Origin of the sequence: Streptomyces ficellus (assembly GCF_009739905.1) — a bacterium.
Classification (GTDB): Bacteria; Actinomycetota; Actinomycetes; order Streptomycetales; family Streptomycetaceae; genus Streptomyces; species Streptomyces ficellus_A.
In genome coordinates this window covers 6,215,499-6,239,754 of the sequence record NZ_CP034279.1, presented here as the reverse complement: position 1 = coordinate 6,239,754, position 24,256 = coordinate 6,215,499, and the positions used below count along the sequence as shown (strand labels likewise).

Below are 24,256 nucleotides of genomic sequence, written 5' to 3'. Positions count from 1 at the left end.
ATCCGGAGGGGGCGAGCCCGGCGTGACGTCAGGTGGTGACGGGCTCGCGGGTGCGGGCGGCGAGCGTCAGGGCGTGCTCGGCCACCGCGACCAGCACGTCCCTGACCGACTCCCGCGACCGCGCGTCGCACATCAGCAGCGGCACCTCCGGGTCCAGGTCGAGCGCCGCCCGCACCGTCTCACCGGGGAACCGTGCCGTGCCCTCGAAGCGGTTGACGGCCACCGCGAAGGGGATGGCGCGCCGCTCGAAGTAGTCGATCGCGGCGAAACTGTCCTCCAGGCGGCGGGTGTCGCAGAGGACCACGGCGCCCAGGGCGCCCTGCGCGAGCTCGTCCCACAGGAACCAGAAGCGGTCCTGCCCCGGCGTACCGAACAGGTACAGGACCAGGTCCTCGCGCAGCGTGATGCGTCCGAAGTCCATGGCGACCGTGGTCGTGGTCTTCGCCTCGACGCCTTCCAGGTCGTCGACGGGCCGGCCCGCCTCGGTGAGGGACTCCTCGGTGCGCAGCGGGCGGATCTCGCTGACGGCGCCCACCATGGTGGTCTTGCCCACCCCGAACCCGCCCGCCACCAGGATCTTCAGCGTCACCGGCTCGACCGGTCGCTTCCTGCGGCCGGTGCTAGAGCGCCCGAAGGCCATTGATCACCTCACGGAGGATGCTGACGTCCGGCAGCTCGGCCGGCGGTACGGGACGGGTGACGTGGACGAGTTCGTCGTCGACGAGGTCACCGACCAGGACGCGGACCACCCCGACGGGGAGGTCCAGCCCGGAGGCGAGCTCGGCGATCGACCGTGGGAGGTCGCTGCACCGTTCGACGATCTCCACGTGTTCCGGGGAGAGCGTCTGGTCGCGGCCGGGGTCGTCGGCCGCGGGTTCGGGGACGACGACCGCGATGAGGTCGAGGCGGTGACGGGTGGCGCTGCTGGTACGGCCGCGTGTCATCGCGTACGGGCGGACCACCGGGCCCGCGTCGTCGTCGAACCAGTGGTGCGGCTCCTGGTGGTCCCGGCGCCTGTGCCGGCTCTGCCGCCCGCTTGCGTCACTCATCTCATCCCCCTCACCCTCCGGCGTGCAGTCCGGTCCGAGGTGCCGTGGCGAGATGGGCGCCGACGCGCTTGACCATCAGCGTCATCTCGTACGCCACGAGGCCGACGTCCGAGTCGGCGTCGGCGAGCACGGCGAGGCAGCTGCCGTCGCCGGCGGCCGTCACGAAGAGGAACGCCTCCTCCAGCTCGACGACGGTCTGGCGGACCCGCCCCGCGTCGAAGTGGCGGCCCACGCCCTTGGCGAGGCTGTGGAAGCCGGAGGCGACGGCCGCCATGTGCTCGCTGTCCTCGCGGCTGAGGTCCTTGGAGGCCCCGGTGGCCAGGCCGTCGCTGGACAGCACCAGTGCCTTGCGGATGGATCCCACCCGGTCGACCAGTTCGTCCAGGAGCCAGTTCAGCTCGCCGGCCGAGCCGGTCGAATCGGGTGCTGCGGCGTTCGGTGCGGTCATGGACCGTCCCCCTCCGGTGTCGTTCCTGGTGCTGTCTCGCCGCGGTCGGCGGGTGAGGCGCTTTCGGCGTTCTGCCTGCGTCCCCGTTGCCAGCCGCGCTGCATCGCCGCCATTCGGCTGCGTACTTCTTCCGCCTCGCGCTCGGTGTCGCGTTCCGTGTCGCGTTCTGGACCGCGTCCTGGGGCATGTCCTGGATCCCGGTCGGCGTCCCGGTCCTCCGCGGCCGCCCTGCGGGCCGCTTCCCGCAGCTGCGGCGCGAGGCTCGCCTGGCGCACCCGTCGTGGAAGGCCCCGGAGCAGCAGGGTGGCGTCGTCGCCGCCGGGGGTCGCGGAGGACCCGGGTGTGCCGGACGGCGTGGGTGGTTCGTGCGGCTCGGGTGCTTCGCGGGACTCGTGCGTGTCGCGTGACTGGCGGGTCTCGCGGGTCACGGGTGTCTCCGGCGTGCCGGGGGCCGGGTGCGTACGGCCGCGTTCGTCCAGGCGCCGGCCGCGGTGCGCGACGAGCGTGGGGGGTTTGCGGCGGGGCAGCGGGACGGGGCCGTCCGAGGGGCGCCCGGGAAGCTGTTCGGCCGCCTGCTGGTGCTGCTCGTGGTCACCGAGGTCGCCGTGGAGGCCGGACACCGGGCGGAGTGGTGGCCGGGGGCGGAACAGCCCGCCGCGCTCGCCGTCCGTCTCGTCGGGATCACCGGCGGGGTCGCCCAGCCGGTCACCCGGCCGGTGGCCCAACCGGTCGCCGATACGGTCACCGATCCGGTCACCGATACGGTCGTCGAGCCGGTCGTCGAGGTCCGTGAGGCCGGGGAGCCGGTCGTCGAGGCCCAGCGCGCCGACCGGGGCCTCCAGTTCGACCGGTCCGTCGAGGACGGAGGGGCCGGTGGCGGCGGAGCGGCCGGCGGGCGCCGTGGTGAGCGCGGCGCGCCGGGGCGGCGCCTCCTTGCCTCCCTTGCGGTCCAGCCGGAATCCGGCGCCCTGGGTCTCGGGTGCGTCGGTGAGCAGGGCGGCCGGTATGAACACGACCGCGGTGGTCCCTCCGTACGGGGAGGGCTGGAGCGAGACCCGCACGTTCTGGCGCTGGGCGAGGCGGCTGACCACGAAGAGGCCGAGCCGGTCGGTGTCGGAGAGCTCGAACTCGGGGGTCTCGGCGAGCCGCAGGTTGGCGTCGAGCAGGGCCTCCGGGGTCATGCCGAGGCCGCGGTCGTCCATCTCCAGGGTGAAGCCGTTCGCGACCCGCTCGCCGTGGACGTGGACGGCGGTGTGGGGCGGGGAGAACACGGTGGCGTTCTCGAGGAGTTCGGCGATCAGGTGGGTGAGGTCGGCGACGGCGGGACCGCCGACGCCGATGCGCGGCAGCCGCCGCACCTCCACGCGCTCGTAGTCCTCGACCTCCGCGACCGCGGCCCGTACGACGTCCATCAGCTGGACGGGCTTGCGCCACTGCCGGGAGGGGGCCGAGCCGGAGAGGATGACCAGGCCCTCGGCGTGGCGGCGCATGCGGGTGGTGAGGTGGTCCAGGCGGAACAGGTCGGCCAGTTCCTCGGTGTCCTCGGTGCGCCGCTCCATGGTGTCGAGGAGGGTGAGCTGGCGGTGGAGCAGCACCTGGTTGCGGCGGGCGAGGTTGACGAAGACCTCGGACACGCCGCGGCGCATGTCGGCCTGCTTGACGGCCGCTTCGACGGCGGCCCGTTGGAGGGTGTTGAGTGCCTGGCCGACCTGGCCGACCTCGTCCTTCTCGTACTCCAGGTGCGGGACTTCGGTCTCGACGTCGACCTGCTCGCCGGCGGCGAGGCGGCGCATCACACTGGGCAGGCGCACGCCGGAGACCTCCTGGGCCTCCTTGCGCAGCCGGCGCAGGTCGCGCACGAGGCCTCGCCCGATGCGTACGGAGACGACGACCGACACGAGCAGCGCGAGGAAGCCGAGCACGCCCGCGACGCCGACCTTGAGCAGGACGCTGCGGGCGGCGGGCTCGACGCGGTCCCCGAAGCGGTGGCCCGCCTCGGTGTTCTCGCGGGCGAGTTCCTCGAGGACCGGGGTGGCCATGTCCTGCCACCGCGCGGCGTCGAGCGTGCGGGGCTCGTCACCGGGGCCGGCGGCGAGCAGTGCGTCCTCGGCGTCGCGCAGCGGTTCGGTGTCGGGGCCGCGCCAGTAGGCCTGGAAGACGTCGCGTTCGGAGCCGGGCATGAGCTCCAGGTTGACCTCGTAGAGCAGCTCGCGGTGGGCGGCGAGATCGGATATCGCGCGGATCTCCTGGGCGGTGATCCGCTCGCTGATGAGGGAGGAGACCACCAGGGCGTCCTCGCGCGAGAGCATCTCCCGGGCGCGGACGATGCCGACCAGGGCGCGGCCCTGCTTGTCCATTTCCACGTTTTCCAGCGCGTGGAGGTTGGTGAGGAAGCCGTAACAGGGGTCCACGACGCGGTTGTAGAAATCCAGTGCCTGTATGCGGCCGATGGCGCGGCTCTCGACGGAGCGGCGCAGCGAGGTGAGGTCGTCGAAGGCCGCGAGGAGGGAGTCGAGCCTGCGGGCGGCCTGGTCGCTCAGGGCGTCGACGACCTCGGGGTCCTTCGCGCTGGCGCGGATCCGCGCGATGGCCCGGTCGGTCGAGGTGCGGTCGCGGTGGAGCACGGGGAGGGCTTCGGCGGAGCGGGGATCGGCCAGGTAGATCAGCGTCTGGCGGCGCTCCTGCTGGATGACGTGGATCGTTTCCTCGAGAGGGTGTGCGACCTTCTCGACGATGTGCCCGACGTCCAGGAGTTGACCGGCCTCACGGCCGGTGATGAACGTCGCGAACCCCCACAGGCCGGTGAGGGAGACGAGCGGCACGAGGAGCAACGCCACGATCTTCCTGCGGATCGACTTCCCGCGAAAGCGCATGGCCTCCCCCACTCGCACCCGCCGCTGTCCGGCGCGGGTGTACACATCAACACATCAACAAACGGCGCGAGCCTACTACTGCACCACGGACAACTCGAAGGGACGTCCGGGCGATTTTCAGCCGCACCTCGCGCCGCAGATCATGAGTTGTCCTGGTATTCGGCGAGTTGACTTTTACCGCTGTGTCACAGGACACCTGGCGGGGCGTCACTTCGGCCGAGTGGATGGATGGCTGGAATTGCACCTATCGGGGGGAATCATCGCCGTGCGCCGTTCGTCCTCCTGTACGGGGAGGCCAGAACGGTCGGCGTAATCCGGCTGAAGGCGGGCAGCCACCCTTGAGACGGTCGGTCGTGGGGAGTGGCGGTTCGGATGGAGACGGCAGCGGGACGCGAACTGTGGGTGGACGAGCCGGTGGGGAGGCGGAGGATGCCCGATCCGGTCCGTACGGCGGCGGTCCGGGCCGTACTCATCACGGCGCTGACGCTCATACAGGCGATGGTGGCGTTCTTCTGCACGCTCACGGCGTCCTGGCTGGCGTTCCCGATGGTGCTCAGCAGTGTCGGCAGCACGGTGGTCGCCACCTGGTCCGTGCTGGACGTGTGGGTGACCCGGCAGGTGTGGAACCAGCGGCATGGCGTCGTGTCGACGCCGAGCAGTACGGCTCGCCGGCTGCGGCGGGAGCGGCGCCGTGCCCGCCGCGCCGCCCGTGCCGAGGCCCGCGCCGCCGCCCGCACAGGCGGGCGGCAACGCGCGGGCGACAACCGGCTGTCGCGGGCCTGAGTACCGGACGGTCGTGACCGTGGGCGGCGCCGGGCGGGTCAGTCGGCCAGGGCCGTCTCGGCGGTCGTGGCGCGCTTGAACATGCGGGTGGCGGTGATCTCGCCGTGCACCACCGTCTCGCCCTCGGTCGCGGGTTGCGGCAGGCCGGGGCGCAGGTGCTCCTCCACGCTGATGTACTTCAGGCCCGCCCGCAGGTCCGCGTCGTTGCGCAGTCGGATGACCAGCGGGAACTCGGCGAGCGCGGTCGTGTCGAACAGGCCCGTGGTGTAGAGCAGCTGGACGCCGAGCGCGTCGGACACCGCCCGCTGGAGTTCCAGCAGGTACGTGGCGTTGGCGCGGCCGATCGGGTTGTCGAGGAACAGCGTGCCGGCGTGCCGGTGCTTGTCGCGGCCCCGGTCGTTGCTGCGCAGGGCGGCCATCGTGCAGTACAGGGCGATCGCGGCGGTGAGCAGCTGGCCACCGGAGAACACGTCGCCCATCTGACCGACCGGGACCCGCTCGGCGCGCAGCACCGCGTCCGGCTTGAGGATCTCGACCGCCACGCCCTTGGGCTCGAGGGCGGCCTGGACGCCGCGCAGCAGCAGGGACATGCCGTCCCGGCGCATGTCGGAGTTCTTCTTGACGGCCGCGCGGGTGGCCTCGTCGATGACCTCGCCGAGCCGCTCGACGAGCGTCGCCTGGTCCGGTTCCTCGAACCGGATGCGCAGGAACTCCTGGCCCGACCATTCGCCGAGGCCCTCGGGCAGCCGCGACAGCCGCTGGGCCGAACGGAGCGTGGCCAGGGCGGATTCGACCAGGCCCCGCAGCCGGTCGACGATGGAGTCGCGGTTGCGCTCCAGCTGCGCCAGCTCGTCGGTGAGGACGCGCAGCCGGGGTGCGAAGGCGTCGGCCCACTGGGCGGCGTGCTCGGGCAGCGCCGATGCGGGCAGTTCGCGGATCTGCTGCCGGGCCGGGGTGCGGACCTGCTCGTAGCGGGTGGAGTTGGCGTGGCGTACGAGGACGTCACAGGCCTCGCGTACGGCGGCGTCGGCGGCCGAGAGGTCGGCCGCGCAGCCGCGCAGGGAGCGCCGCGCCTCGGCGGCGGACTGGCGGGCCTCCTCCAGGCTGCCGGGGTACGCCTCGGGGGTCTCCTGGTCCTCGTCGGTGTGCTCCCGGAGCAGGTCGCGCAGGAGGGCGGCCGTCTCGTCGAAGCCGCCCGCCGCGTCCTCGGCGGTGCGGTGGGCGTGCAGGAGGCGGGCGTGGGTGGCGCGGGCGGACTCCAGGGCGTCCGTGCGCAGGGCCAGCTCGGTGGTGGCGGTGCGCAGGAGGGTCTGGGCGTGTCCGGCGTCGGCCGGCACGAGCTCCTCGGGCAGGACGGTGTGGGACTCGCCGTCCGCGGGGGCCAGGCGCTCGGCCTCGCCGCGCAGGCGGCCGAGCTTCTCGCTGGCCTCGGAGGCGCGGGTCTCCAGCATCTGGACGAGGGACTCGGCGCGGGCGGCGGCGGCCTGGCGGGACGGCCCGTCGGCGCCGTCCGGGCTCTCCAGCAGCTGGGCGGCGCGGGTGCGGACCTTGTTGGTGAGGCGGTCGAGTTCGGCGAGGGCGGCGCTCTCGTCGCTCTCGGCGCGGGCCTGCTCGGCGCGCAGGTCGGCGCCGACGCCGACCTTCTCGTAGAGCTGGGAGGCCGCGCGGTACGCCTCGCGAAGCGCGGCGAGCGGGACGCGCGGGGCGTCGGGGTCCGCCTCCGGCAGGGTTTCCGGGGCGCCGGCGATCTCGGCCCGCTCGGCGCGCAGGGCGCGGGCGGTGCGGTGGGCGTCGTCGGCGGTGCGCTGGGCGGCGCGGCGGTCCTCGTCGGCGGCTCGGGCCCGTTCCAGGCAGGTCTGGGCGCGGGCCTCGTACTCGGCGGTCTCGTCGGCCAGTTCGCGGAGCCTGGCCTGCCAGCCGGCCCGCTCGCGCAGCCGGAACGCCAGCCCGGCGAGGGCGTCGGCGACCCGGCGGGCCCGCTGCGCGGCCTCCTGCCGTTCGTCGCGCACCCGGGCGGTGTCGGCCGCCGCCTCGTCGGCCTCGGCCCGTACGGTGCGGGCCTCGGCGAGCATGGCCTCGGCGGCTTCGGCGGCGTCGCGGGCGGAGGCGGCGGCCTCGGCGAGTTCGGTGAGCATGCCGGGCGGGCAGTCGGCGCGCCAGGAGCCGATGCGGGCGGCGAGCGACCGGTCGCGGGTGAGGCGGCCCGCCAGGGCGCGGATCTCCTCGTCGCGGGCGGTGGCGCGGGCGCGCAGCGCCTGGCGCTCCTCGTCGGCGGCGTGTTCGTCGTGCATGGCCGGGTTCGGCGGGACGAGGAAGACGCCGGGGTCGTCGCCCGCGGTGCTCGGTGCCGGTACGGGGGCGAGGAGCGCGGCGGCGGTGCCCACGGCCACCGCGGAGCGCGGCAGGAGGGCCGCGCCGGCGAGGACCTCGCGGGCCCTGGCGTACGAGACGGGGTCGGTGATGACGACGCCGTCGACCAGTTCGGGCCGGGCGGCGAGCACGGCGGCGTGGTCGGCGGGGTCGACCGCCTGGGCGAGGTAGCGCCAGCCGGGGAGCGCGGGGATGCCCTGTTCGCCGAGGTACTCGACGGTGGCGAGGACGTCGGGGCCGGGCGGCAGCAGTCCGCCGTCGCCGAGGGCGCCGAGGATGCGGGCGTCGTCCGCGGCGGCGGTGCGCAGCTCGAAGAGCTTCCGTTCGGCGGAGGAGATGCCCTGGTCGAGGAGGTCGCGCAGTTCGTCCGCGTACCGGTCGAACTCCTCGACCGTGAGGGGGCCCTGGGCGGCGCGCGGGGCTGTGCCCGCCTCCTGATCCTGGCCCGGGTCCTGGCCGTGATCCTGGTCCGGCTCGGCCGCTGCGGCCGGGCGGGTGTCCGCGTCCTGGCGGGGGCCGGGCACGGCGGGCCGGGCGGCGGCGGGGAGGCTGAGCAGCTCGGCGAGGCGTTCCTCGGCGGCGATGGCCTCCGCCGCCCGGTGCTCGGCCCGGTAGGCGTTCTCGGCGGCCTGGGCGGCGTCCGCGGCGCGGGCGGCGGCCAGTTCGGCGCGGCTCTCCGTGGCGGCGGCCTCACGGGCCCGCTCGGCGGCGGTGCGCGCGGCGTCGCGGGCGGTGTCCCAGGCGGCGACCGTGGTCTTCTCGGCGTCGCTGGCGGCGAGCGCGGCGCGGGCCGGGTCGGCGTCCGGGGCGGTGTCGTCGAGCCAGCCGGCCCGTACCGCTTCGGCGGTCTCCTGCTCCACCTCGGCGAGGCGCTGGCGGAGGTGCCCGGCCTCGCTGCGGGCGCGCTGGGCCTCGGTGGCGGCGGCGGTGGCGTCCCGGTGCGCGGTCTCGCCCGCCTCCTGGAGGGCGGCGGAGCGCTCCTCCTCCTCGTCGGCGAGCCGCTCGCCCTCCTCGGCCGCCGTGTGCAGCGCCCGTACGAGGTCGGCGGCGGCCTTGGCGCGGGCTGCGAGGGCGGGGGCGGCGTCCCGCTCGGCCTCACGGATGGCGGCGGCCACGCGCGCGGAGCGGTCGGCGGCGGCGCGGTGCCTGAGCACGGCTTCGGCGGCCTGCCAGGCGGCGTGCAGGGTGCGGGCGTCGGACAGTTCGCGGCGCTGGGCGGCGGCGCCCTTCTCCGCCGCGGTGAGGGCCAGGGAGGCGTGGCGGTAGGCCAGCTCGGCGGCGATGCGGGAGCTGTGGGCGCGCGCCTGCTCGGCGTCGGTGACGGCGTAGGCGGCGGTGGTGACCTGTTCGGCCAGTTCGGCGGTGCGGCCGCGTTCCCCGGTGGCGCGGGCGGCGAGGCGGCGGGCCAGCGAGCGGGTGCGGCGCTCGGCGCCGGCGTGGACGTCGCGGGCACGCGCGCGTGTGCCGGCCGCTTCGACGATGCGCCCGAGCAGGTCGACCGAGCCGGCGGTGAAGTCGCGCTCGGCGGTGAGCTCGGCGCGGCGGCCGAGCTTGTTGCCGAAGCCGCTGACGAGGTCGGCGAGACCGTCGGTGTCGCGGGTGTCGGTGACGGCGCGCAGCAGCAGGTCGGTGAAGTCGGAGTCCTTCTTGACGGCGAAGAGGCCGGCCGCCTCGCCCTCGTCGGCGTTCATCTCCCGCTGGTAGCGGAACAGTTCGGGGTCGAGGCCGAGGTCGCCGAGGTGTTCGTTCCAGCGGTCGTGGATCTCCTCCCAGTACACCTCCAGGTGCGGGTAGGCCTTGCCCGCCTCGGTGAGCGCGTCCCGGAAGCCCTTCATGGTGCGGCGGCGGCCCTGGGCGCCGGAGATGCCCTCGGCGGCCGGGCGTACGGAGGTGGCCTCGGCGACGGGGAGGGAGTCGAGGCTGAGGCCGGGGCCGGGACGGAAGGAGTACCAGGCCTCGGCGAACTTGCGCGGGTCGTTGGAGACCTGCCGGCCGCGCCATTCGCTGACCTTGCCGACGACGACGAGTTCACCGGTGAGCGTGTGCTGCCATTCGAGGGCGACGTGGCCGCAGTCGTCGGCGAGCAGGAACTTGCGCAGCACGCCGGAGCTGGCGCCGCCCAGGGTGTTGCGGTGGCCCGGCAGCATCACCGAGAAGATCAGCTTGAGGAGGACGGACTTGCCGCCGCCGTTCTCCAGGAAGAGCACGCCCGCGGGGGCGGGGCGGCGCGGCGGACCGACCGGCTCCTCCTCGAAGAACTCCGCCTGGGTGGGTGCGGGGTTGGGCACCGGTGCGCCCACTCCGCGCAGGTCCAGCACGGTGTCGGCGTAGCGCGCACCGGCCGGCCCGATGGAGTAGAGGCGGACCCGGGACAACTCGTACATGGCGGCGGACTCTCAGTCGTGTGCTGGGGTGATGCGCGTGTGTCAGGCGTGGAAGGGGAGGCCGGCGTCGGCGGCCAGTTCCAGGTCGTCGCCCTCGGGCGGCGGCAGGAGCGTGGCCGATCCGTCGCTGACCGGGACGACGCCCAGCTCCAGCAGTTCGGCCATGGCGGCGCTGCCCGCCATGTCGCGGACCTGGAGCTGGTAGCGGGCGGTGGTGCGGTAGGAGCCGCCGCCCTCGTCCCCGGTGCGCTGGAGGAACCCGGAGTCGGTGAGGAACGCGACGGCCTTGCCGATGATGCCGGTGGTGGAGCCGGCGAGGCGGCGGGCGTCCTTGGTGGCGCCGGTCGCGCTGCGCCGTGCGTAGATGCGCCAGGCGGCCTCCAGCCCGGGTGCGTCGGTCGCCGGGTCGGTGTTCTCGCCCTGCTCCTCAGCGCGCTCCTCCAGGCGGTGACAGGCCTGGCGTACGAAGGCGTCGACACCGTTGACGGTGATGCGGCCGATGTACGTGTCGTCGGCGAGGTCCTCGGGGCGCGGGAACGCCATGGCGGCGACGGCGAGGTGGGCGAGGCCGTGCAGGAAGCGGTCGCCGGAGTCGGTGGAGGCGCGGCGGGCGTAGTCGCCCATGCGGACGGCGAAGACGGAGTCCTCGGCGGCGGTGACGGCCATGCCGGCGCGCGGGGAGACCTCCAGGACGATGAGGCCCAGGCCGGTGGCGACGGCGTCGGCGAGGCGGGCGAAGGCGGGCTCCTCGCGGTAGCGGCGCAGCAGGTCGGCGTACTCGGCGTCGCGGGCGGGGAGCAGCTTGGGCTGGAGCCCGAAGGAGACCAGGCGGGCGGCGTCGGCCGCGTCGGCGGGCGTGACGGCGTGGGCGCCGGCGGGGGCGGGCGTGGCGGGCTGGGCCGCCTGGGCGGTGTCCGGCTCGCCCCACGCGTCGGCGTGCTCGGCGTGGTGGTCGCTCACGGCTGGGTCTCCTCGGTGCGGGCGGTTCCGGTGCGGGTGGACGGGGCGGGCGGCCCCGTCACGGCCGGCGGTGCGGGGGTGGCGGGCCGGGCCGGGGGCGGGCCGGCGGGGGCGGCGTGGCGGCCGTGGGCGTGGGTGCGCGGGGCGGTCATGTGGCGTCCGTGCGGTCGGCGGCCATGCCGGCGGCGTCCAGCAGGGCGGTGCCCACGATCAGGTCGGCGCCGCCGAACTCCGGGTCGTCCAGCTCGGTGCCGTCGTCGACGGCGAACAACAGGCGTTCCTCGCCCTGCCGGTAGGCGGTGCCGACCGGGGGGCTCGCCGCGTGCACGGCCAGCAGGGCCACCAGGTAGGGCAGTTCGGGGTCGCGGTCGCGGGCTTCGGCGAGCAGGCCGGAGAGGCGGCGGGGCGCGTCGTGCTCGAGGTCGAGCAGCTCCATCGCGCTCGCCAGTTGCGCCTCGCTGAACCGGCTGTCGTCCGGGGTGGCGATCAGGTCCGGTTCGGGCATCTCGGCGCCCAGGTGCTCCCGCTCCACCGGCGGGGTGAGCAGCAGGTCGACCAGGTCCCCCATGCGTACCGAACCGGGGGCGAGGAGGCCGGTGCCGTGGGTGAACCAGGCGTCGGTGACCTTGATGGCCTCCTCGACCGGCAGCGGCAGGACGGGGGCGACCAGCTGGCCGTACAGGTCGAGTCCCGTCCGGGCGGTGGGCCGGCCGAAGGCCTGCCGGTCCTGTTCCGCCCGGAACAGCGGCCCGGCCTCCAGGAGCCGGGACTGGAGCTGGGTGTGGCGGCGGATGCAGTCCTTGACGATGTCGACGAGCTCGGCCGCGCGCCGCTTGTGCTCGTGGTCCTCCGCCTCGTCGCGGGCCTTGCGGATGTTGGTCAGGATGGCGTTCTCGTGGCGGTACCGGTCGGCGACGTGGTCGAGCGCCTCGTCGATCATCTCGGGCACGGCGCTGAGCCAGTCGACGGCCCGGACGTTGCGCCGCGTGGCCTCCAGGGTCTTGCGGAGCGTCTCCGCGTACTGCACGGTGCGGTACCGCGCCTGTTCGGCGGCGAGCTGGGCGTCGGCGAGCCGGCCGCGGCTGATGAGGACCTCGAGCTTGACCTCGGCGGCGATCTGCGCGCTGGTGACGTCGGTGTCGAGGGCTCCCACGAGGACGTTGACCGCCTCGTCGGTGGTCCGGAGGTAGACGGTGCCGCCGTACCCGGGGACCTCTTCGATCAGCTTGAAGTCGTAGTCGCGGCGGACGTAGACGCCGTCGGTGCCGAACGTGCCGTACACGGCGCGGAATCCGCGGTCGACGCTGCCGACGTTGATCAGGTTCTCCAGGACCCAGCGCGCGACGCGCTCGTGCTCGGCGGCGGGCCGACGGGGGGCCTGGGCGGCGACTCTGGGGAGCAGGCGGGCGACGATCTGCTCGTGGTCGGCGCCGGTGTCGAAGTCCATGTTGAGCGTGACGAGGTCGATCGCGGCGAGGGCGACCTCCGCCATGGCGTACGTCGAGTACTCCCCCGCCAGGTTCGCCTTGCGCGCGTCCAGGTCGTGCAGGGGCGCGGTGCACGCGAGCGCGCGCAGCCGCCGCGCGAGCCCTTCGTCGGCGGCCGGGCCCTGCGCGGGCCGCGGCCCCGCGCTGAGCTGGGGCGGAACGAATTCCGTCGAGGCAGGCGAAGTCACGCTGCACAGATTAGGTCCTCGCACTGACAACGGTCGAAACGGCGCAGATGGGCGGTGGCGGGGCCGGTGTGCCGGCGGGTGCCGGCGACCGCGGCGCGGGCCGGGTGACCGCCGGGCGGGCCGGCCGTTGCCGGCCCGGGTCGACCGGTGTCAGCCGGTGTCAGCCGGTGTCAGCCGGTGGGCGTCGGCGGGTCACCGGCCATCAGATGGGTGTAAACCTGGACCAACTGGTCACGCGAGTCGTCCAGGTACTCCACGAGCAGCCGCTCGGCCTTCGTCCGCTCCCCCGCCCGCAGGGCGTCCAGAATCTTCCGGTTTCGAATGAGATAGGGCTCGTGGAGTGCCCGCGGGTCGTCCACCATGTGGAAGACGAGCCGCAGTTCGGCGAGGACGCCGCGCATCAGCTCGTCCATGCGGTCACTGCCCGCGAGGGCGACCAGCTCCCGGTGGAAGTGGATGTTGGCGGTGGAGACGCCCTTCCAGTCGCCGTCCCTCGCGTCGCGCTCCCCGCCGGTGACCGCGCGGACGAGGCCGCCGAGCTCGAAGGGGGGCTCGCCGAGGTCGTGGAGGACCGAGCGTTCGACGAGCCGTCGCGTGCGGTAGATGTCGGTGACGTCGTCGACGGCGAGGACGCGGACGAAGACCCCGCGGTTCAGCTCGTGGACGAGCAGCCGCTCGTGGGTGAGCAGCCGGAACGCCTCCCGCAGGGTGTTGCGGGACACCCCCAGCGCGCCGCCGATGCTGTCCTCGGAGAGCCGTGTGCCGGGCGGGAAGAAGCCTTCGGCGATCCGGGTCCGCAGGATGTCCGCGACCCGCTCCGCGGTGCTCGTACGCCCGAGCAGTGCGCGGTCGTCCGCCAGTCCGCCGCTCTCCGGGCCGGTCGTCCCCACAAGCACCCTCTTCTCGTCCGTCGCGTAAGCCCCCGGCTTCCGCCCCGCTCATCCTAGGAGGAACGGGGAAGCGAGAACGAGGGGACGAACCCCTTGTCGGATCGTTCAACGATCCCTACCTTGGGGGCACCGCACCAGTCCCACCCCCTCCCCTCCCCCTGTATCGCTCAGGTCCGCCTCCCCCTCTGCGAGGTGCAGATGAGTACGACCCAGACCCCTCGGCCCGCCCAGGGCGAACTGCCCGAGGACAGCGGCGCGTTCGCGTGGCTGCGTGCCCTCGGCCCGCGCGGCCGGCGCGCCTTCGGCGGCGCGTTCGGCGGCTACGCCCTGGACTCCTACGACTTCTTCACGCTGCCCCTGAGCATGGTGGCGATCTCCGCCTACTTCAGCCTGAGCAGCGGCCAGACCGGCCTGCTCACCACCGTCACGCTGGTGGTGTCCGCCATCGGCGGCGTCGCCGCGGGCATCCTCGCCGACCGGATCGGCCGGGTGAAGGCCCTGATGATCACGGTCATCACGTACGCGCTCTTCACCGTCCTGTGCGGCTTCGCGCCCAACTACGAGACCCTGCTGGTCTTCCGTGCCCTCCAGGGCGTCGGGTTCGGCGGCGAGTGGGCGGTCGGCGCGATCCTCGTGGCCGAGTACGCCGGCGCCAAGCACCGCGGCCGCACCCTCGGTGGCGTCCAGAGCGCCTGGGCCGCCGGCTGGGCGCTCGCGGTCATCGTCTACACGCTGGTGTTCCACTTCCTGGACCCGGACACCGCGTGGCGCGTGATGTTCTGGACGGGCGCGCTGCCGGCCCTGCTGGTGATCTGGGTGCGCAGGAACGTGGAGGACGCGCCGCAGGCGGCCGAGGTGCGCAGGGCGAGCAGCGAGCGCGGCTCCCTCACCGCCGTCTTCAAGCCCGGTCTGCTGCGGACGACGCTGTTCGCGACGCTGCTGTCCACCGGCGTCCAGGGCGGCTACTACACCCTGGCCACCTGGGTGCCCACCTATCTGAAGAACGACCGCGGGCTGACCGTCGTCGGTACGGGCGGGTACCTCACGTTCCTGATCTCCGGCGCCTTCATCGGGTACCTGACGGGCGGCTACCTCACCGACCGGCTGGGACGGAAGCGGAACATCGTCATCTTCGCGGTCCTCTCGGCCGTGTGCATCCTCGCGTACACCAACATCCCCGCCGGGGCGAACGCCCTGGTCCTGGTCCTCGGCTTCCCCCTCGGCTTCTGCATGTCGGCCATCTTCAGCGGCTTCGGCTCGTTCCTCGCCGAGCTCTACCCGACCGCCGTACGCGGCACGGGGCAGGGATTCACGTACAACACGGGCCGGGCGGTCGGCGCGTTCTTCCCCACCCTCGTCGGGTTCCTCGCCGACAGCTGGGGCGTGGGCGGGGCGCTGGTGTTCGGCGCGGTCGGCTACGGCATCGCCGTCCTGGCGCTGCTCGGGCTGCCCGAGACGCGCGGCCGGGAACTCGTCTAGCGCGTCCGCCGGCCCGCGCGGGGCAGCGGCAGGACACTCGTAGGAAAGAGACACCACCATGACCTGGGCCTCGATCGACCTCAACGCCGACCTGGGAGAGGGCTTCGGCCGCTGGCGGCTGACGGACGACGAACAGCTCCTGTCCGTCGTCACCAGCGCCAACGTCGCCTGTGGCTTCCACGCCGGGGACGCGGCCACCATGCGGCGCGTCTGCGCCCTGGCCGCCGAGCGCGGGGTACGGATCGGGGCCCAGGTCTCCTACCGCGACCTGGCCGGCTTCGGACGCCGCTCCATGGACGTCCCGTACGAGGAGCTGGCCGCCGAAGTGGCGTACCAGATCGGCGCCCTGGAGGTGTTCGCCAGGGCCGCCGGCGCGCGCGTGTCGTACGTGAAACCGCACGGCGCGCTGTACAACCGCGTGGTGCACGACGACGGGCAGGCGCAGGCGGTCGTCGACGGCGTGCTGCTGACCGGGGAGCGGCTCCCGTTGCTGGGGCTGCCGGGCTCCCGGCTGCACGAGGTCGCCGAGAAGGCCGGGCTGCCGGTCGTCACCGAGGCGTTCGCGGACCGCGCGTACACCGCCGCGGGCACCCTCGTGCCGCGCGGTGAGGAGGGCGCCGTCATCACCGACGCGGCGGCCGTCGTGGAACGGTCCGTCGCCATGGCCAGGTTCGGGACGGTCACCTCACGGTGCGGACGGCCGGTCGCCGTCCGCGCCCGGTCCCTGTGCCTGCACGGCGACACACCCGGCGCGGTGGGACTCGCCCGCCGGGTCCGGCACCAACTGGAGGCCTCCGGCGTCCGGGTGGGGGCGTTCGTATGAGGACCCTGCCGGTCGGTGACCGGGCCCTTCTCGTCGAGTTCGGCAGCGGCGAGGAGACCGAGGCGTTCCACGCCGAACTGCTGCGCCGCCGGGCGGCCGGCGCGCTGCCCGCCGTCACGGAGGTCGTCCCCGCGGCCCGGACGGTACTGCTGGACGGCGTGGAGGCGCCCGAGCGGCTCGCCGCGCTCGTCGCCGGCTGGGAGATCGAACCGCTCCACGCGCGCGTGGACCCGGTGGTCGAGATCCCGGTCCGGTACGACGGCCCTGACCTGCCGGACGTCGCCGCACTGTGGGGCGTTCCGCCGGCCGACGTGGCGACGGTCCACTCGGCGGCGGAGTTCCGGGTGGCGTTCTGCGGGTTCGCTCCCGGGTTCGGCTACCTGACCGGGCTCCCCGAGGCGTACGAGGTGCCCCGACGGGCCACACCGCGCACGGCCGTCCCCGCGGGCGCCGTGGCGATGGCCGGCCCGTACACGGGCGTCTACCCGCGTTCCTCGCCCGGCGGCTGGCAGCTGATCGGGACGACGGACGCCGTGCTGTGGGATCCGGCACGGGAGCCCGCGGCCCTGCTGTCGCCGGGTACGCGGGTGCGGTTCGTCCCGCGGGGCGTGGGGGCCCGATGACCGACCGGGCCCTCGCGGTCGTACGGGCCGGGGCGCTGACCACCGTGCAGGACGGGGGACGCCCCGGGTACGCGCACCTCGGCGTGCCCCGCTCGGGCGCCCTCGACCCGGGCGCGAGGGACCTCGCCAACCGCCTGGTCGGCAACCCGGCGGACGCGGCCGTGCTGGAGACCACCGTCGACGGGTGCGCGGTGCGGCCCCGCTGCGCCGTGACCGTCGCGGTGGGCGGCGCGCCATGCCCGGTCACGGTGGACGGCCGGCCCGCTTCCTGGGGCGCGGCGGTACGCGTCCCCGCGGGTGCCGTGCTGGCGGTGGGCGCGGCGGTGCGGGGGCTGCGCTCGTACGTGGCGTTCGCCGGGGGCGTCGCCGCCGAGCCGGTGCTGGGCAGCCGCTCCACGGACCTGCTCTCGGGGCTGGGTCCGGCGCCCCTGCGGGACGGCGCCGTCCTGCCGCTCGGCCCGGAACCGCCCGCTCCGCCGGGGCACGACGCCGTGCCCTGGCCGGGGCCGCCCGGCGAACTGGTACTGCACGTGCGGCCGGGCCCGCGCGACGACTGGTTCACCGCGCGGGCGCTCAGCGCCTTCGCCACGCGCGCGTACCGGGTGTCCCCGGCGAGCAACCGCATCGGGCTGCGCACCGAGGGGCCGCCCCTGGAGCGTGCCGTGGCGGGCGAACTGCCCAGCGAGGGCATGGTCCTGGGGGCGGTCCAGGTTCCGCCGGACGGGCGCCCGGTGGTGTTCCTCGCGGACCACCCGACGACCGGCGGCTATCCGGTGGTGGCCGTGGTCCGGGAGCGGGACCTGGCGGCGGCCGCGCAGGCCGTGCCGGGGACGCCGGTGCGGTTCATCCCGGTGCGGCAGGCGTCCCGTAGCCGCCGCCCCCGGGGGTGGTGACGACCAGGACGTCCCCCGGGCCGACGTCCACCACGTCGACGCCCGCCAGGCGCCGGACGGTGCTGTCCGCGCGCTCCACCGCGTTCTCCCCGAGCGCCCCCGGGGCGCCTCCGGCCATGCCGTACGGGGCGATCCTGCGGTGCCCGGTGAGAAGGGCCACCGTCATCGGCTCCAGGAACCGGATGCGCCGTACGACGCCCTCCCCGCCCCGCCAGCGCCCCGCGCCGCCGCTGCCGTCCCGTACCGCGAAGGCGTCCACGCGGACCGGGTGGCGCCACTCCAGGACTTCGGGATCGGTGAGCCGCGAGTTGGTCATGTGGGTCTGCACGGCGTCGGCGCCGGGGAAGCCGTCGCCCGCGCCGGAACCGCTCGCGACCGTCTCGTAGTACTGCACGCGGTCGTTGCCGAAGGTGACGTTGTTCATGGTGCCCGAGCCCTCCGCCTGGACGCCCAGAGCCGCGTAGAGGGCGCCGGTCACGGCCTGCGAGGTCTCGACGTTGCCCGCGACCGTCGCCGCCGGGTGGGCCGGGGCGAGCATGGAGCCGTCGGGCACGCGCACGTCCAGCGGCTCCAGGCAGCCGCTGTTGAGGGGGATGTCGTCGTCGACGAGCGTCCGGAACACGTACAGCACGGCCGCCATCACCACGGAGGTGGGCGCGTTGACGTTCCCCGGCTGCTGCGGTGATGTGCCGGTGAAGTCGAGGACGGCCCCGCGGCGCTCGCGGTCGACGCGGACGGCCACCTGGATGACGGGGCCGCCGTCCGTCTCGTACCGGCAGGAGCCGTCCCGGAGGGTGGCGACGATCCGGCGTACCGATTCCTCGGCGTTGTTCCGTACGTGCCGCATGTAGGCGTGGACGACGTCCAGACCGAATTGGTCCACCATGTGGTCCAGTTCCTCGATGCCCTTCTCATTGGCGGCGATCTGGGCGCGCAGGTCGGCGAGATTGGTGTCGGGGTCGCGGGACGGGTGGGGCGCCTCGGTGAGGAGCCGCCGCGTCTCCGCCTCACGCAGCCGGCCGTCCCGTACGAGCAGCCAGTTGTCGAAGAGGACGCCCTCCTCGTCGACGCTGCTGCTGAAGGCGGGCATCGAGCCGGGGGTGATACCGCCGATCTCCGCGTGGTGGCCGCGGGAGGCGACGAGGAAACGCAGGTCGCCGGACGGGCCGAAGACCGGTGTCACCACCGTCACGTCGGGCAGGTGCGTGCCCCCGTGGTACGGGTCGTTGATCGCGTACACGTCTCCGGGGCGCATGGCACCCTCGTTGCGCCGCAGCACCTCCTTGATGGACTCCCCCATGGAACCCAGGTGGACCGGGATGTGGGGTGCGTTGGCGATCAGGTTGCCGTCCGCGTCGAAGAGGGCGCAGGAGAAGTCGAGGCGTTCCTTGATGTTGACGGAGTGGGCGGTGTTCTCCAGGCGCACGCCCATCTGTTCGGCGATCGCCATGAACAGGTTGTTGAACACCTCCAGGAGGACGGGGTCGACGTCCGTGCCGACGGCGCTGCGGCCGGGCCGGGGACGGGCGCGGGTCAGCAGCAGGTGACCGGAGTCGGTGGCGACCGCCTGCCAGCCGTCGTCGACGACGGTGGTGGCGTCGGCCTCGGCGACGACGGCCGGCCCCGGCACCGTGTCGGCGGGGCGCAGGTCCTCCCGCCGGTACAGCGGGGTGTCCCTGCGCTCGCCGTCCACGAACATCGCGACGGTGGCGCGGGGGCGCGGCGGGCCCTTCCCGGGCGGTTGTCCGGCGCCTGGTGGGCCGGGTGCGCCCGCCCGGCCCGTCGCCTCGACCGAGACGGCCTCGACCACCAGCGGTTTGTCCATGGTGAAGCCGTACCGCGCCCGGTGTGCCGCGGTGAACTCCTCGGCCATGTCCCCGGCGGGGGCGAGCGTCACGGGCAGGGTCGCGTCCGTTCCGGCGTAGCGGACCAGCACGCGCGCGTGGGTGCTGATCGCGCTGTCGGGCAGCCCGTCGGCGCGCAGTTCGTCGCGGGTGCGCCGGGCCAGCCGGTCGCAGATCCCTTCCACGCGCGCGTGGACGTCGCCGTCCAGCTCCGCCTCCACGGACTGTTCGCGCATGGCGGTGGCGTCGGCGAGCCCGATGCCGTACGCGGAGAGCACCCCCGCCAGGGGCGGCACCAGGACGGTGTCGACCCCGAGGGCGTCGGCGACGGCGCACGCGTGCTGGCCGCCGGCGCCGCCGAAGCTGGTCAGGGCGTACCGCGTGACGTCGTGACCGCGCTGCACGGAGATCTTCTTGACGGCGTTCGCCATGTTGAGGACGGCGATCTCCAGGAACCCGGCGGCGACCTCCTCCGGGCTGCGGGTCGTCCCGGTGTGTCGCCGCACCTCCTCGGCGAGGGCCGTGAAGCGGTCGCGCACCACTTCCGCGTCGAGCGGCAGGTCGCCGCCGGGCCCGAAGACGGCGGGGAAGTGTGCGGGCTGTACGCGTCCGAGCATCACGTTGGCGTCGGTCACCGTCAGCGGGCCGCCGCGCCGGTAGCAGGCGGGACCCGGGTCGGCTCCGGCCGAGTCGGGGCCGACGCGGTAGCGCTGTCCGTCGAAGTGGAGGACCGAGCCGCCGCCCGCCGCGACGGTGTGGATGCTCATCATCGGCGCGCGCATGCGGACACCAGCCACCTGGGTGCCCAGCTCCCGTTCGAACGCGCCGGCGTAGTGCGACACGTCGGTGGACGTGCCGCCCATGTCGAAGCCGATCACCCGGCGGTGACCGGCCTGCTCGGAGGTGCGCGCCATGCCCACCACCCCGCCCGCCGGGCCGGATAGCACGGCGTCCTTGCCGCGGAAGTGGGCGGCCTCGCGCAGTCCGCCGTTGGACTGCATGAACATCAGCCGGACGCCGCGGAGTTCGCCGGCGACCTCGTCGACGTACCGCCGCAGGATCGGGGACAGGTACGCGTCGACGACGGTGGTGTCGCCGCGCGGCACCAGCTTGATCAGCGGGCTGACCTCGTGCGAGCAACTGACCTGCGTGAACCCGGCGTCACGGGCGGCCTCGGCGACGCGCACCTCGTGCCCGGGGTGCGCGTACCCGTGCATGAGGACCACCGCGGCGCTGCGGAAACCGTCACCATGGGCGGCCTTCAGGAGGCCGCCGACCGCTGCCAGGTCGAGCGGCCGGACGACGGTGCCACGGGCGTCGACCCGTTCGGGCACCTCGACGACCCGCTCGTACACCGCTTCGGGCAGCAGGATGCGGCGGTCGAAGATGCGCGGCCGGTTCTGGTAGGCGATCCGCAGCGCGTCGCGGAAGCCTTCGGTGATGAGCAGGACGGTGGGCTCCCCGCGCCGCTCCAGAAGGGCGTTGGTCGCGACGGTGGTGCCCATCTTGACGGAGGCGATCCGGTCAGCCGGTACGGGTTCGTCCGCCGCGAGCCCCAGGACGAGCCGGATGCCCGCGACGGCCGCGTCCCGGTAGCGGTCCGGGTCGTGGGAGAGCAGCTTGCGGGTGACCAGGCGCCCGTCGGGCCGCCGGGCCACGACGTCGGTGAACGTCCCACCGCGGTCGATCCAGAACTCCCAGCGTCCTGTCATGCCCCCATTGTGGCCGCGGAGGCCCGTACGGGCACCGGGACCGCCCTGGGCCCGGACACCACCGCGAGCGCGGCCGCCAGGGACTGTTCGGCGCTCAGGTCGAGCCGGGCGCCGGTCCCGCGGGCCCAGTGCCGGACCTCCGTCCCGGCCAGCCGGAGCAGTTGGGGCAGCAGGTCGTGGCACCGTCGCGCCACCCAGCCGGTTCCGGCGGTGGCCAGCCACAGCAGGGTGTCGGCACGGGACGGTGGCGGCTGCCCGGGCTCCCGGGCCGGCGCGGCACCGCCCGCGAGGCCGCGCTCCGCGAGCAGGGCGTGGAACCGGGCGGCGATCGTGCGGTGCCCGCGCTCTCCGGGGTGCAGCCGGTCCGCGCTCCACAGGGACCGGTCGGCCACCCAGGCGGCGTCCGCCATGTGCAGGTGGACGGCCCCGTAGCGGGCGGACAGGGCGTGCACGACGGCGTTGACCTGCCGCTGGCGGCGCGCCAGGGGCCGCGCGAGCGGCGGGGGCAGGCCCAGCACGGCACCGGGGTCGGGCAGGCAGGCCGTGAGGAGCAGGGCGCCCTGGGCGGCCAGCCGCGCGCAGACCCCGTCCAGGGCGAGGGCGAACCCGGTGATGTCGAAGCTGCTGCGCAGCGTGTCGTTCACGCCGACGACGACGGAGGCGACGTCCGGGCGGTACGCGAGGGCCAGGGGCAGCTGCGTCTCGGCGACGTCCCGGGCGCGCGCGCCGCACACCGCGAGGTTACGGAACTCCACGGCGCCCTCACCGCCCGGCGCCACCGCATCGGCACCCGGCCCGGCGCCGCTCGGCACCACCGCGTCCGCGTCCGGCGCCGCGGCGAGTGCGTCCGCGAGCAGTGCGGCCCAGCCGCGCCACCCGCCGGCCACGGGGTCGCCGACCCCGGCGGTGAGCGAGTCCCCGAGCGCGGCGAACCGCCGCACTCCGGTAGCCCGCTCCGCAGGTACGTCCGCCCCGCCGGCGGGCGCCACGCGCGCGTGGAGCTTCCGCCGGAGCGGGCCGCCGTCGAGGGGTGCCTCCACGGTCGCGCTCATGCCGGTACCTCCGCGCCGGACGGGCCCGGAGCACGGGCCGAACGGACCGGCGCGTCGTGGGCCGCGAGGAAGGCCGCCACGGAACGGTCCCAGCCGAAGAGTTCGGCACGCGCGCGGGCCTCGGCGCGGCGGTGGCCCTCGGGGCGGGCCAGCAGGCGGGCGACGGCGTCGGCGAACGCGGCCGGGGTGTCCTCGGCGGCCGCGCCCGCGTCGCCGACGACCTCGGGGAGGGCGGAGGTCGCGCTCGCGACGACCGGGGTGCCGCAGGCCAGCGCCTCCAGGGCGGACAGGCCGAACGTCTCCGCCGGGCCCGGCGCCAGGCACACGTCCGCCGTGGCCTGGAGCGCGGCCACCTCCTCGCGGTCCGGGACGTGTCCGAGGAACCGGACGTCCAGGCCCCGGGCGCGCCGCTCGAGGCCGCCGCGCAGCGGCCCGTCCCCGGCGACCACCAGGGCCGCGCGGACGCCCCGGGCCCGCAGTTCCGCGAGGGTGTCCAGGGCCAGGGCGGGGCGCTTCTCGACCGACAGCCGGGAGCAGAGCAGCAGCATCACGTCGGCGCCGGGCGCGTACCGGGCGCGCAGGGCGGGGCGCCGCCGCTGCGGCCGGTACCGGATCAGGTCGACCCCGAGCGGCGCCCGTACGACGTTGCGCGCACCGATCCGTACGAACTCGCGTTCCGCCCACTCGGTGGTGCAGACGATCCGGGTGTACGCCCAGGCGCTGAGGCGGTTCAGCCGGTCGGCGGTCAGCGCGGCGGGGCGGGCCGGGACGCCCCAGGTGCGCAGGACGCCGTGCGCCGTCTCGTGGGAGACCATCACGGCGGGCACCCGGGCGCGGCGGGCCCACTCGCCGGTCCAGCGCAGGGTGGTCCGGTCGGACACCTCCAGGCGGTCGGGGCCGATCTCCTCCAGCAGGCGTCTCAGCCGTCCGCGGTCGGCGAGGACCCGGTAGCCGCCGGTTCCGGGCAGGGCGGGCCCGGGCAGGGTGATGACCCGGCCCTGCAGGGTGAGGCGGTCGCTCTCCCGCTCTCCCGGCGTGACGAGGACGGGCTCGTGCCCGGCGGCCAGGTAGCCGCGGCCGAGTTCGTCGAGCGCGGTGCGCAGCCCGCCGGACGAGGGGGTGACGAAGTTCGCCAGCCGTACGATGCGCAGGCTCATGCCGCCACCGCCGTCCGCTGGCGCAGCACCTCGCCGTAGTGGTCGATGAGCTGGTCCCCGACGACGGCCCAGGTTCTCCCCTCGACCGTGGCCCGCGCGGTCCGCCCGTACGCGGCGCGCAGATCGGGGTCGCCGGCCAGGGCGGACACGGCGGTGCGCACCGCGTCCGGGTCGTGCGGGGCGACGAGGAGGCCCGTCCGGCCGTGGTCGACCAGGTCCAGAGGCCCGCCCGCGGCAGGGGCGACCACGGGGACGCCGCCGGCCATGGCCTCCTGGACCGTCTGGCAGAACGTCTCATGGGGACCGGTGTGGACGAAGACGTCCAGTGAGGCGAAGATCCGGGCCAGGTCCCCGCCCGTGCGCCGCCCCAGGAAGACCGCGCCGGGCAGGGCGGCCCGCAGCGCGCCCTCGCTCGGCCCGTCGCCGACGACCACCACCCGTACGCCCGGCAGGCCGCACACCCCGGCCAGCAGCTCCACCCGCTTCTCGGGCGCGAGGCGGCCCACGTACCCGACGAGCAGCTCGCCGCCCGGCGCCAGCTCCCGGCGGAGCGCCTCGTCCCGCAGGCCGGGCCGGAACCGCCGGGTGTCGACCCCGCGCGGCCAGAGCCGTACGCGGGCGACACCGTGCCGCTCCAGGTCCCGGACGGCGGCCGTGGAGGGGGCGAGGGTGCGGTCGGCCGCGCCGTGCACCGCGCGCAGCCGCCGCCAGGCCGCGCTCTCGCCCGCACCCACGTAGGTGCGGGCGTAGCCGGCGAGGTCGGTCTGGTAGACCGCGACGGCGGGCAGCCCCAGCCGCGCCGCCACGGTCATGCCGCGCACGCCGAGCACGAAGGGGCTCGCCAGGTGCACCAGGTCGGCCCGGTGGGCGGCGATCGCCGCGGCCACCCGCCTGCTGGGCAGCGCCACCCGGACCTGGGGGTAGCCGGGCAGCGGCAGGGAGGGGATCCGTACGACCGGGCAGGGGGCGTCCCCGTCGGGGGTGCCGGCCGGGACGGCGGGAGCGAGGACGAGCGGGTCATGGCCGCGCGCGGCGAGGTGCCGGGCGGTCTGCAGGGCGCAGTGCGCCACACCGTTGACGTCGGGAGGGAAGGACTCGGTGACGATGACGACACGCATACCCGTGTTGTCGTCGCCCCCGGGGTGGCTCCGCCGACTTGGATCTTTCCGTGCGGGGAACGTCCCGTGAGCGTTTGCCCGGGCCCCGGCACACGGCCCACCCGTCCGGCCCGCGCCCCCGGC

At 74.9% G+C, this 24,256-nt stretch carries 18 protein-coding genes; 5 read left to right on the top strand and 13 right to left on the bottom strand.

The annotated features are described in order from the left end of the window. Nucleotides 1-28: 28 nt before the first annotated feature. The 4 genes from EIZ62_RS28010 to EIZ62_RS27995 are packed head-to-tail and all read right to left on the bottom strand — an operon-like array spanning nt 29 to nt 4,370. Nucleotides 29-640: a GTP-binding protein gene (locus EIZ62_RS28010; RefSeq protein WP_156695449.1), complete on the bottom strand. Its 612-nt coding sequence runs from the start codon at nt 638-640 to the stop codon at nt 29-31. Then, nucleotides 621-1,049 (bottom strand): DUF742 domain-containing protein, encoded by a 429-nt coding sequence (locus EIZ62_RS28005; RefSeq protein ID WP_156695448.1) that lies wholly within the window; start codon nt 1,047-1,049, stop codon nt 621-623. Before EIZ62_RS28005 ends, EIZ62_RS28010 begins: the two co-directional genes overlap by 20 nt. 10 nt (nt 1,050-1,059) lie before the next feature. Beyond that, nucleotides 1,060-1,497 carry a roadblock/LC7 domain-containing protein gene (locus tag EIZ62_RS28000; RefSeq protein ID WP_156695447.1) on the bottom strand — a complete coding sequence of 146 codons (438 nt, stop codon included), beginning with the start codon at nt 1,495-1,497 and terminating at the stop codon, nt 1,060-1,062. Next, nucleotides 1,494-4,370, bottom strand: a complete 2,877-nt coding sequence (locus EIZ62_RS27995; RefSeq protein WP_156695446.1) for a sensor histidine kinase — start codon at nt 4,368-4,370, stop codon at nt 1,494-1,496. Before EIZ62_RS27995 ends, EIZ62_RS28000 begins: the two co-directional genes overlap by 4 nt. 372 nt (nt 4,371-4,742) lie before the next feature. Between EIZ62_RS27995 and EIZ62_RS27990 the strand changes: the two genes are divergently transcribed. Then, on the top strand, nt 4,743-5,153 hold the full coding sequence (locus EIZ62_RS27990) for a hypothetical protein (protein WP_156695445.1): 411 nt from the start codon (nt 4,743-4,745) through the stop codon (nt 5,151-5,153). A gap of 38 nt (nt 5,154-5,191) precedes the next feature. Here EIZ62_RS27990 and EIZ62_RS27985 read toward each other — a convergent pair whose 3' ends face one another. The 5 genes from EIZ62_RS27985 to EIZ62_RS27965 form a co-directional block, all read right to left on the bottom strand. Next, nucleotides 5,192-9,907 carry a hypothetical protein gene (locus tag EIZ62_RS27985; protein WP_156695444.1) on the bottom strand — a complete coding sequence of 1,572 codons (4,716 nt, stop codon included), beginning with the start codon at nt 9,905-9,907 and terminating at the stop codon, nt 5,192-5,194. A gap of 42 nt (nt 9,908-9,949) precedes the next feature. Continuing rightward, nucleotides 9,950-10,867 carry a hypothetical protein gene (locus tag EIZ62_RS27980; RefSeq protein ID WP_156695443.1) on the bottom strand — a complete coding sequence of 306 codons (918 nt, stop codon included), beginning with the start codon at nt 10,865-10,867 and terminating at the stop codon, nt 9,950-9,952. Further along, on the bottom strand, nt 10,864-11,019 hold the full coding sequence (locus tag EIZ62_RS27975; RefSeq protein ID WP_156695442.1) for a hypothetical protein: 156 nt from the start codon (nt 11,017-11,019) through the stop codon (nt 10,864-10,866). Before EIZ62_RS27975 ends, EIZ62_RS27980 begins: the two co-directional genes overlap by 4 nt. Then, a complete protein-coding gene (locus tag EIZ62_RS27970) occupies nt 11,016-12,542 on the bottom strand; it encodes a hypothetical protein (protein ID WP_156695441.1) in 1,527 nt (508 codons plus the stop codon). Before EIZ62_RS27970 ends, EIZ62_RS27975 begins: the two co-directional genes overlap by 4 nt. A 170-nt stretch (nt 12,543-12,712) precedes the next feature. Continuing rightward, a complete protein-coding gene (locus EIZ62_RS27965; RefSeq protein WP_156695440.1) occupies nt 12,713-13,432 on the bottom strand; it encodes a GntR family transcriptional regulator in 720 nt (239 codons plus the stop codon). Between the two features lie 198 nt (nt 13,433-13,630). Between EIZ62_RS27965 and EIZ62_RS27960 the strand changes: the two genes are divergently transcribed. Genes EIZ62_RS27960 through EIZ62_RS27945 form a run of 4 tightly spaced genes read left to right on the top strand, consistent with a single transcriptional unit; the run spans nt 13,631 to nt 17,250 of the window. After that, nucleotides 13,631-14,911: an MFS transporter gene (locus EIZ62_RS27960; RefSeq protein ID WP_156695439.1), complete on the top strand. Its 1,281-nt coding sequence runs from the start codon at nt 13,631-13,633 to the stop codon at nt 14,909-14,911. A gap of 58 nt (nt 14,912-14,969) precedes the next feature. Then, nucleotides 14,970-15,734 (top strand): LamB/YcsF family protein, encoded by a 765-nt coding sequence (locus EIZ62_RS27955; protein WP_156695438.1) that lies wholly within the window; start codon nt 14,970-14,972, stop codon nt 15,732-15,734. Continuing rightward, nucleotides 15,731-16,357, top strand: coding sequence for a 5-oxoprolinase subunit PxpB (pxpB, locus tag EIZ62_RS27950; RefSeq protein WP_156695437.1), 627 nt, complete (start codon nt 15,731-15,733; stop codon nt 16,355-16,357). The genes EIZ62_RS27955 and pxpB overlap by 4 nt, the downstream gene beginning before the upstream one ends. Continuing rightward, nucleotides 16,354-17,250, top strand: coding sequence for a 5-oxoprolinase subunit C family protein (locus EIZ62_RS27945; RefSeq protein WP_156695436.1), 897 nt, complete (start codon nt 16,354-16,356; stop codon nt 17,248-17,250). Before pxpB ends, EIZ62_RS27945 begins: the two co-directional genes overlap by 4 nt. On the opposite strand, the gene EIZ62_RS27940 is transcribed toward EIZ62_RS27945, so the two are convergent. The 4 genes from EIZ62_RS27940 to EIZ62_RS27925 are packed head-to-tail and all read right to left on the bottom strand — an operon-like array spanning nt 17,201 to nt 24,133. Continuing rightward, nucleotides 17,201-20,806 carry a hydantoinase B/oxoprolinase family protein gene (locus tag EIZ62_RS27940; protein ID WP_156695435.1) on the bottom strand — a complete coding sequence of 1,202 codons (3,606 nt, stop codon included), beginning with the start codon at nt 20,804-20,806 and terminating at the stop codon, nt 17,201-17,203. The genes EIZ62_RS27945 and EIZ62_RS27940 overlap by 50 nt on opposite strands. Continuing rightward, nucleotides 20,803-21,858, bottom strand: a complete 1,056-nt coding sequence (locus tag EIZ62_RS27935; RefSeq protein ID WP_156695434.1) for an SGNH/GDSL hydrolase family protein — start codon at nt 21,856-21,858, stop codon at nt 20,803-20,805. The genes EIZ62_RS27940 and EIZ62_RS27935 overlap by 4 nt, the downstream gene beginning before the upstream one ends. Continuing rightward, nucleotides 21,855-23,015 carry a glycosyltransferase gene (locus EIZ62_RS27930; protein ID WP_156695433.1) on the bottom strand — a complete coding sequence of 387 codons (1,161 nt, stop codon included), beginning with the start codon at nt 23,013-23,015 and terminating at the stop codon, nt 21,855-21,857. The genes EIZ62_RS27935 and EIZ62_RS27930 overlap by 4 nt, the downstream gene beginning before the upstream one ends. After that, a complete protein-coding gene (locus EIZ62_RS27925) occupies nt 23,012-24,133 on the bottom strand; it encodes a glycosyltransferase family 4 protein (RefSeq protein WP_156695432.1) in 1,122 nt (373 codons plus the stop codon). Before EIZ62_RS27925 ends, EIZ62_RS27930 begins: the two co-directional genes overlap by 4 nt. Between the last annotated feature and the right edge of the window lie 123 nt (nt 24,134-24,256).

What these genes read in the sequence shown, in the direction of transcription:
- EIZ62_RS28010 (WP_156695449.1), bottom strand. Translation starts at nt 640, where the DNA reads ATGGCCTTCGGGCGCTCTAGCACCGGCCGCAGGAAGCGACCGGTCGAG.
- EIZ62_RS28005 (WP_156695448.1), bottom strand. Translation starts at nt 1,049, where the DNA reads ATGAGTGACGCAAGCGGGCGGCAGAGCCGGCACAGGCGCCGGGACCAC.
- EIZ62_RS28000 (WP_156695447.1), bottom strand. Translation starts at nt 1,497, where the DNA reads ATGACCGCACCGAACGCCGCAGCACCCGATTCGACCGGCTCGGCCGGC.
- EIZ62_RS27995 (WP_156695446.1), bottom strand. Translation starts at nt 4,370, where the DNA reads ATGCGCTTTCGCGGGAAGTCGATCCGCAGGAAGATCGTGGCGTTGCTC.
- EIZ62_RS27990 (WP_156695445.1), top strand. Translation starts at nt 4,743, where the DNA reads ATGGAGACGGCAGCGGGACGCGAACTGTGGGTGGACGAGCCGGTGGGG.
- EIZ62_RS27985 (WP_156695444.1), bottom strand. Translation starts at nt 9,907, where the DNA reads ATGTACGAGTTGTCCCGGGTCCGCCTCTACTCCATCGGGCCGGCCGGT.
- EIZ62_RS27975 (WP_156695442.1), bottom strand. Translation starts at nt 11,019, where the DNA reads ATGACCGCCCCGCGCACCCACGCCCACGGCCGCCACGCCGCCCCCGCC.
- EIZ62_RS27960 (WP_156695439.1), top strand. Translation starts at nt 13,631, where the DNA reads ATGAGTACGACCCAGACCCCTCGGCCCGCCCAGGGCGAACTGCCCGAG.
- EIZ62_RS27955 (WP_156695438.1), top strand. Translation starts at nt 14,970, where the DNA reads ATGACCTGGGCCTCGATCGACCTCAACGCCGACCTGGGAGAGGGCTTC.
- pxpB (WP_156695437.1), top strand. Translation starts at nt 15,731, where the DNA reads ATGAGGACCCTGCCGGTCGGTGACCGGGCCCTTCTCGTCGAGTTCGGC.
- EIZ62_RS27945 (WP_156695436.1), top strand. Translation starts at nt 16,354, where the DNA reads ATGACCGACCGGGCCCTCGCGGTCGTACGGGCCGGGGCGCTGACCACC.
- EIZ62_RS27940 (WP_156695435.1), bottom strand. Translation starts at nt 20,806, where the DNA reads ATGACAGGACGCTGGGAGTTCTGGATCGACCGCGGTGGGACGTTCACC.
- EIZ62_RS27935 (WP_156695434.1), bottom strand. Translation starts at nt 21,858, where the DNA reads ATGAGCGCGACCGTGGAGGCACCCCTCGACGGCGGCCCGCTCCGGCGG.
- EIZ62_RS27930 (WP_156695433.1), bottom strand. Translation starts at nt 23,015, where the DNA reads ATGAGCCTGCGCATCGTACGGCTGGCGAACTTCGTCACCCCCTCGTCC.
- EIZ62_RS27925 (WP_156695432.1), bottom strand. Translation starts at nt 24,133, where the DNA reads ATGCGTGTCGTCATCGTCACCGAGTCCTTCCCTCCCGACGTCAACGGT.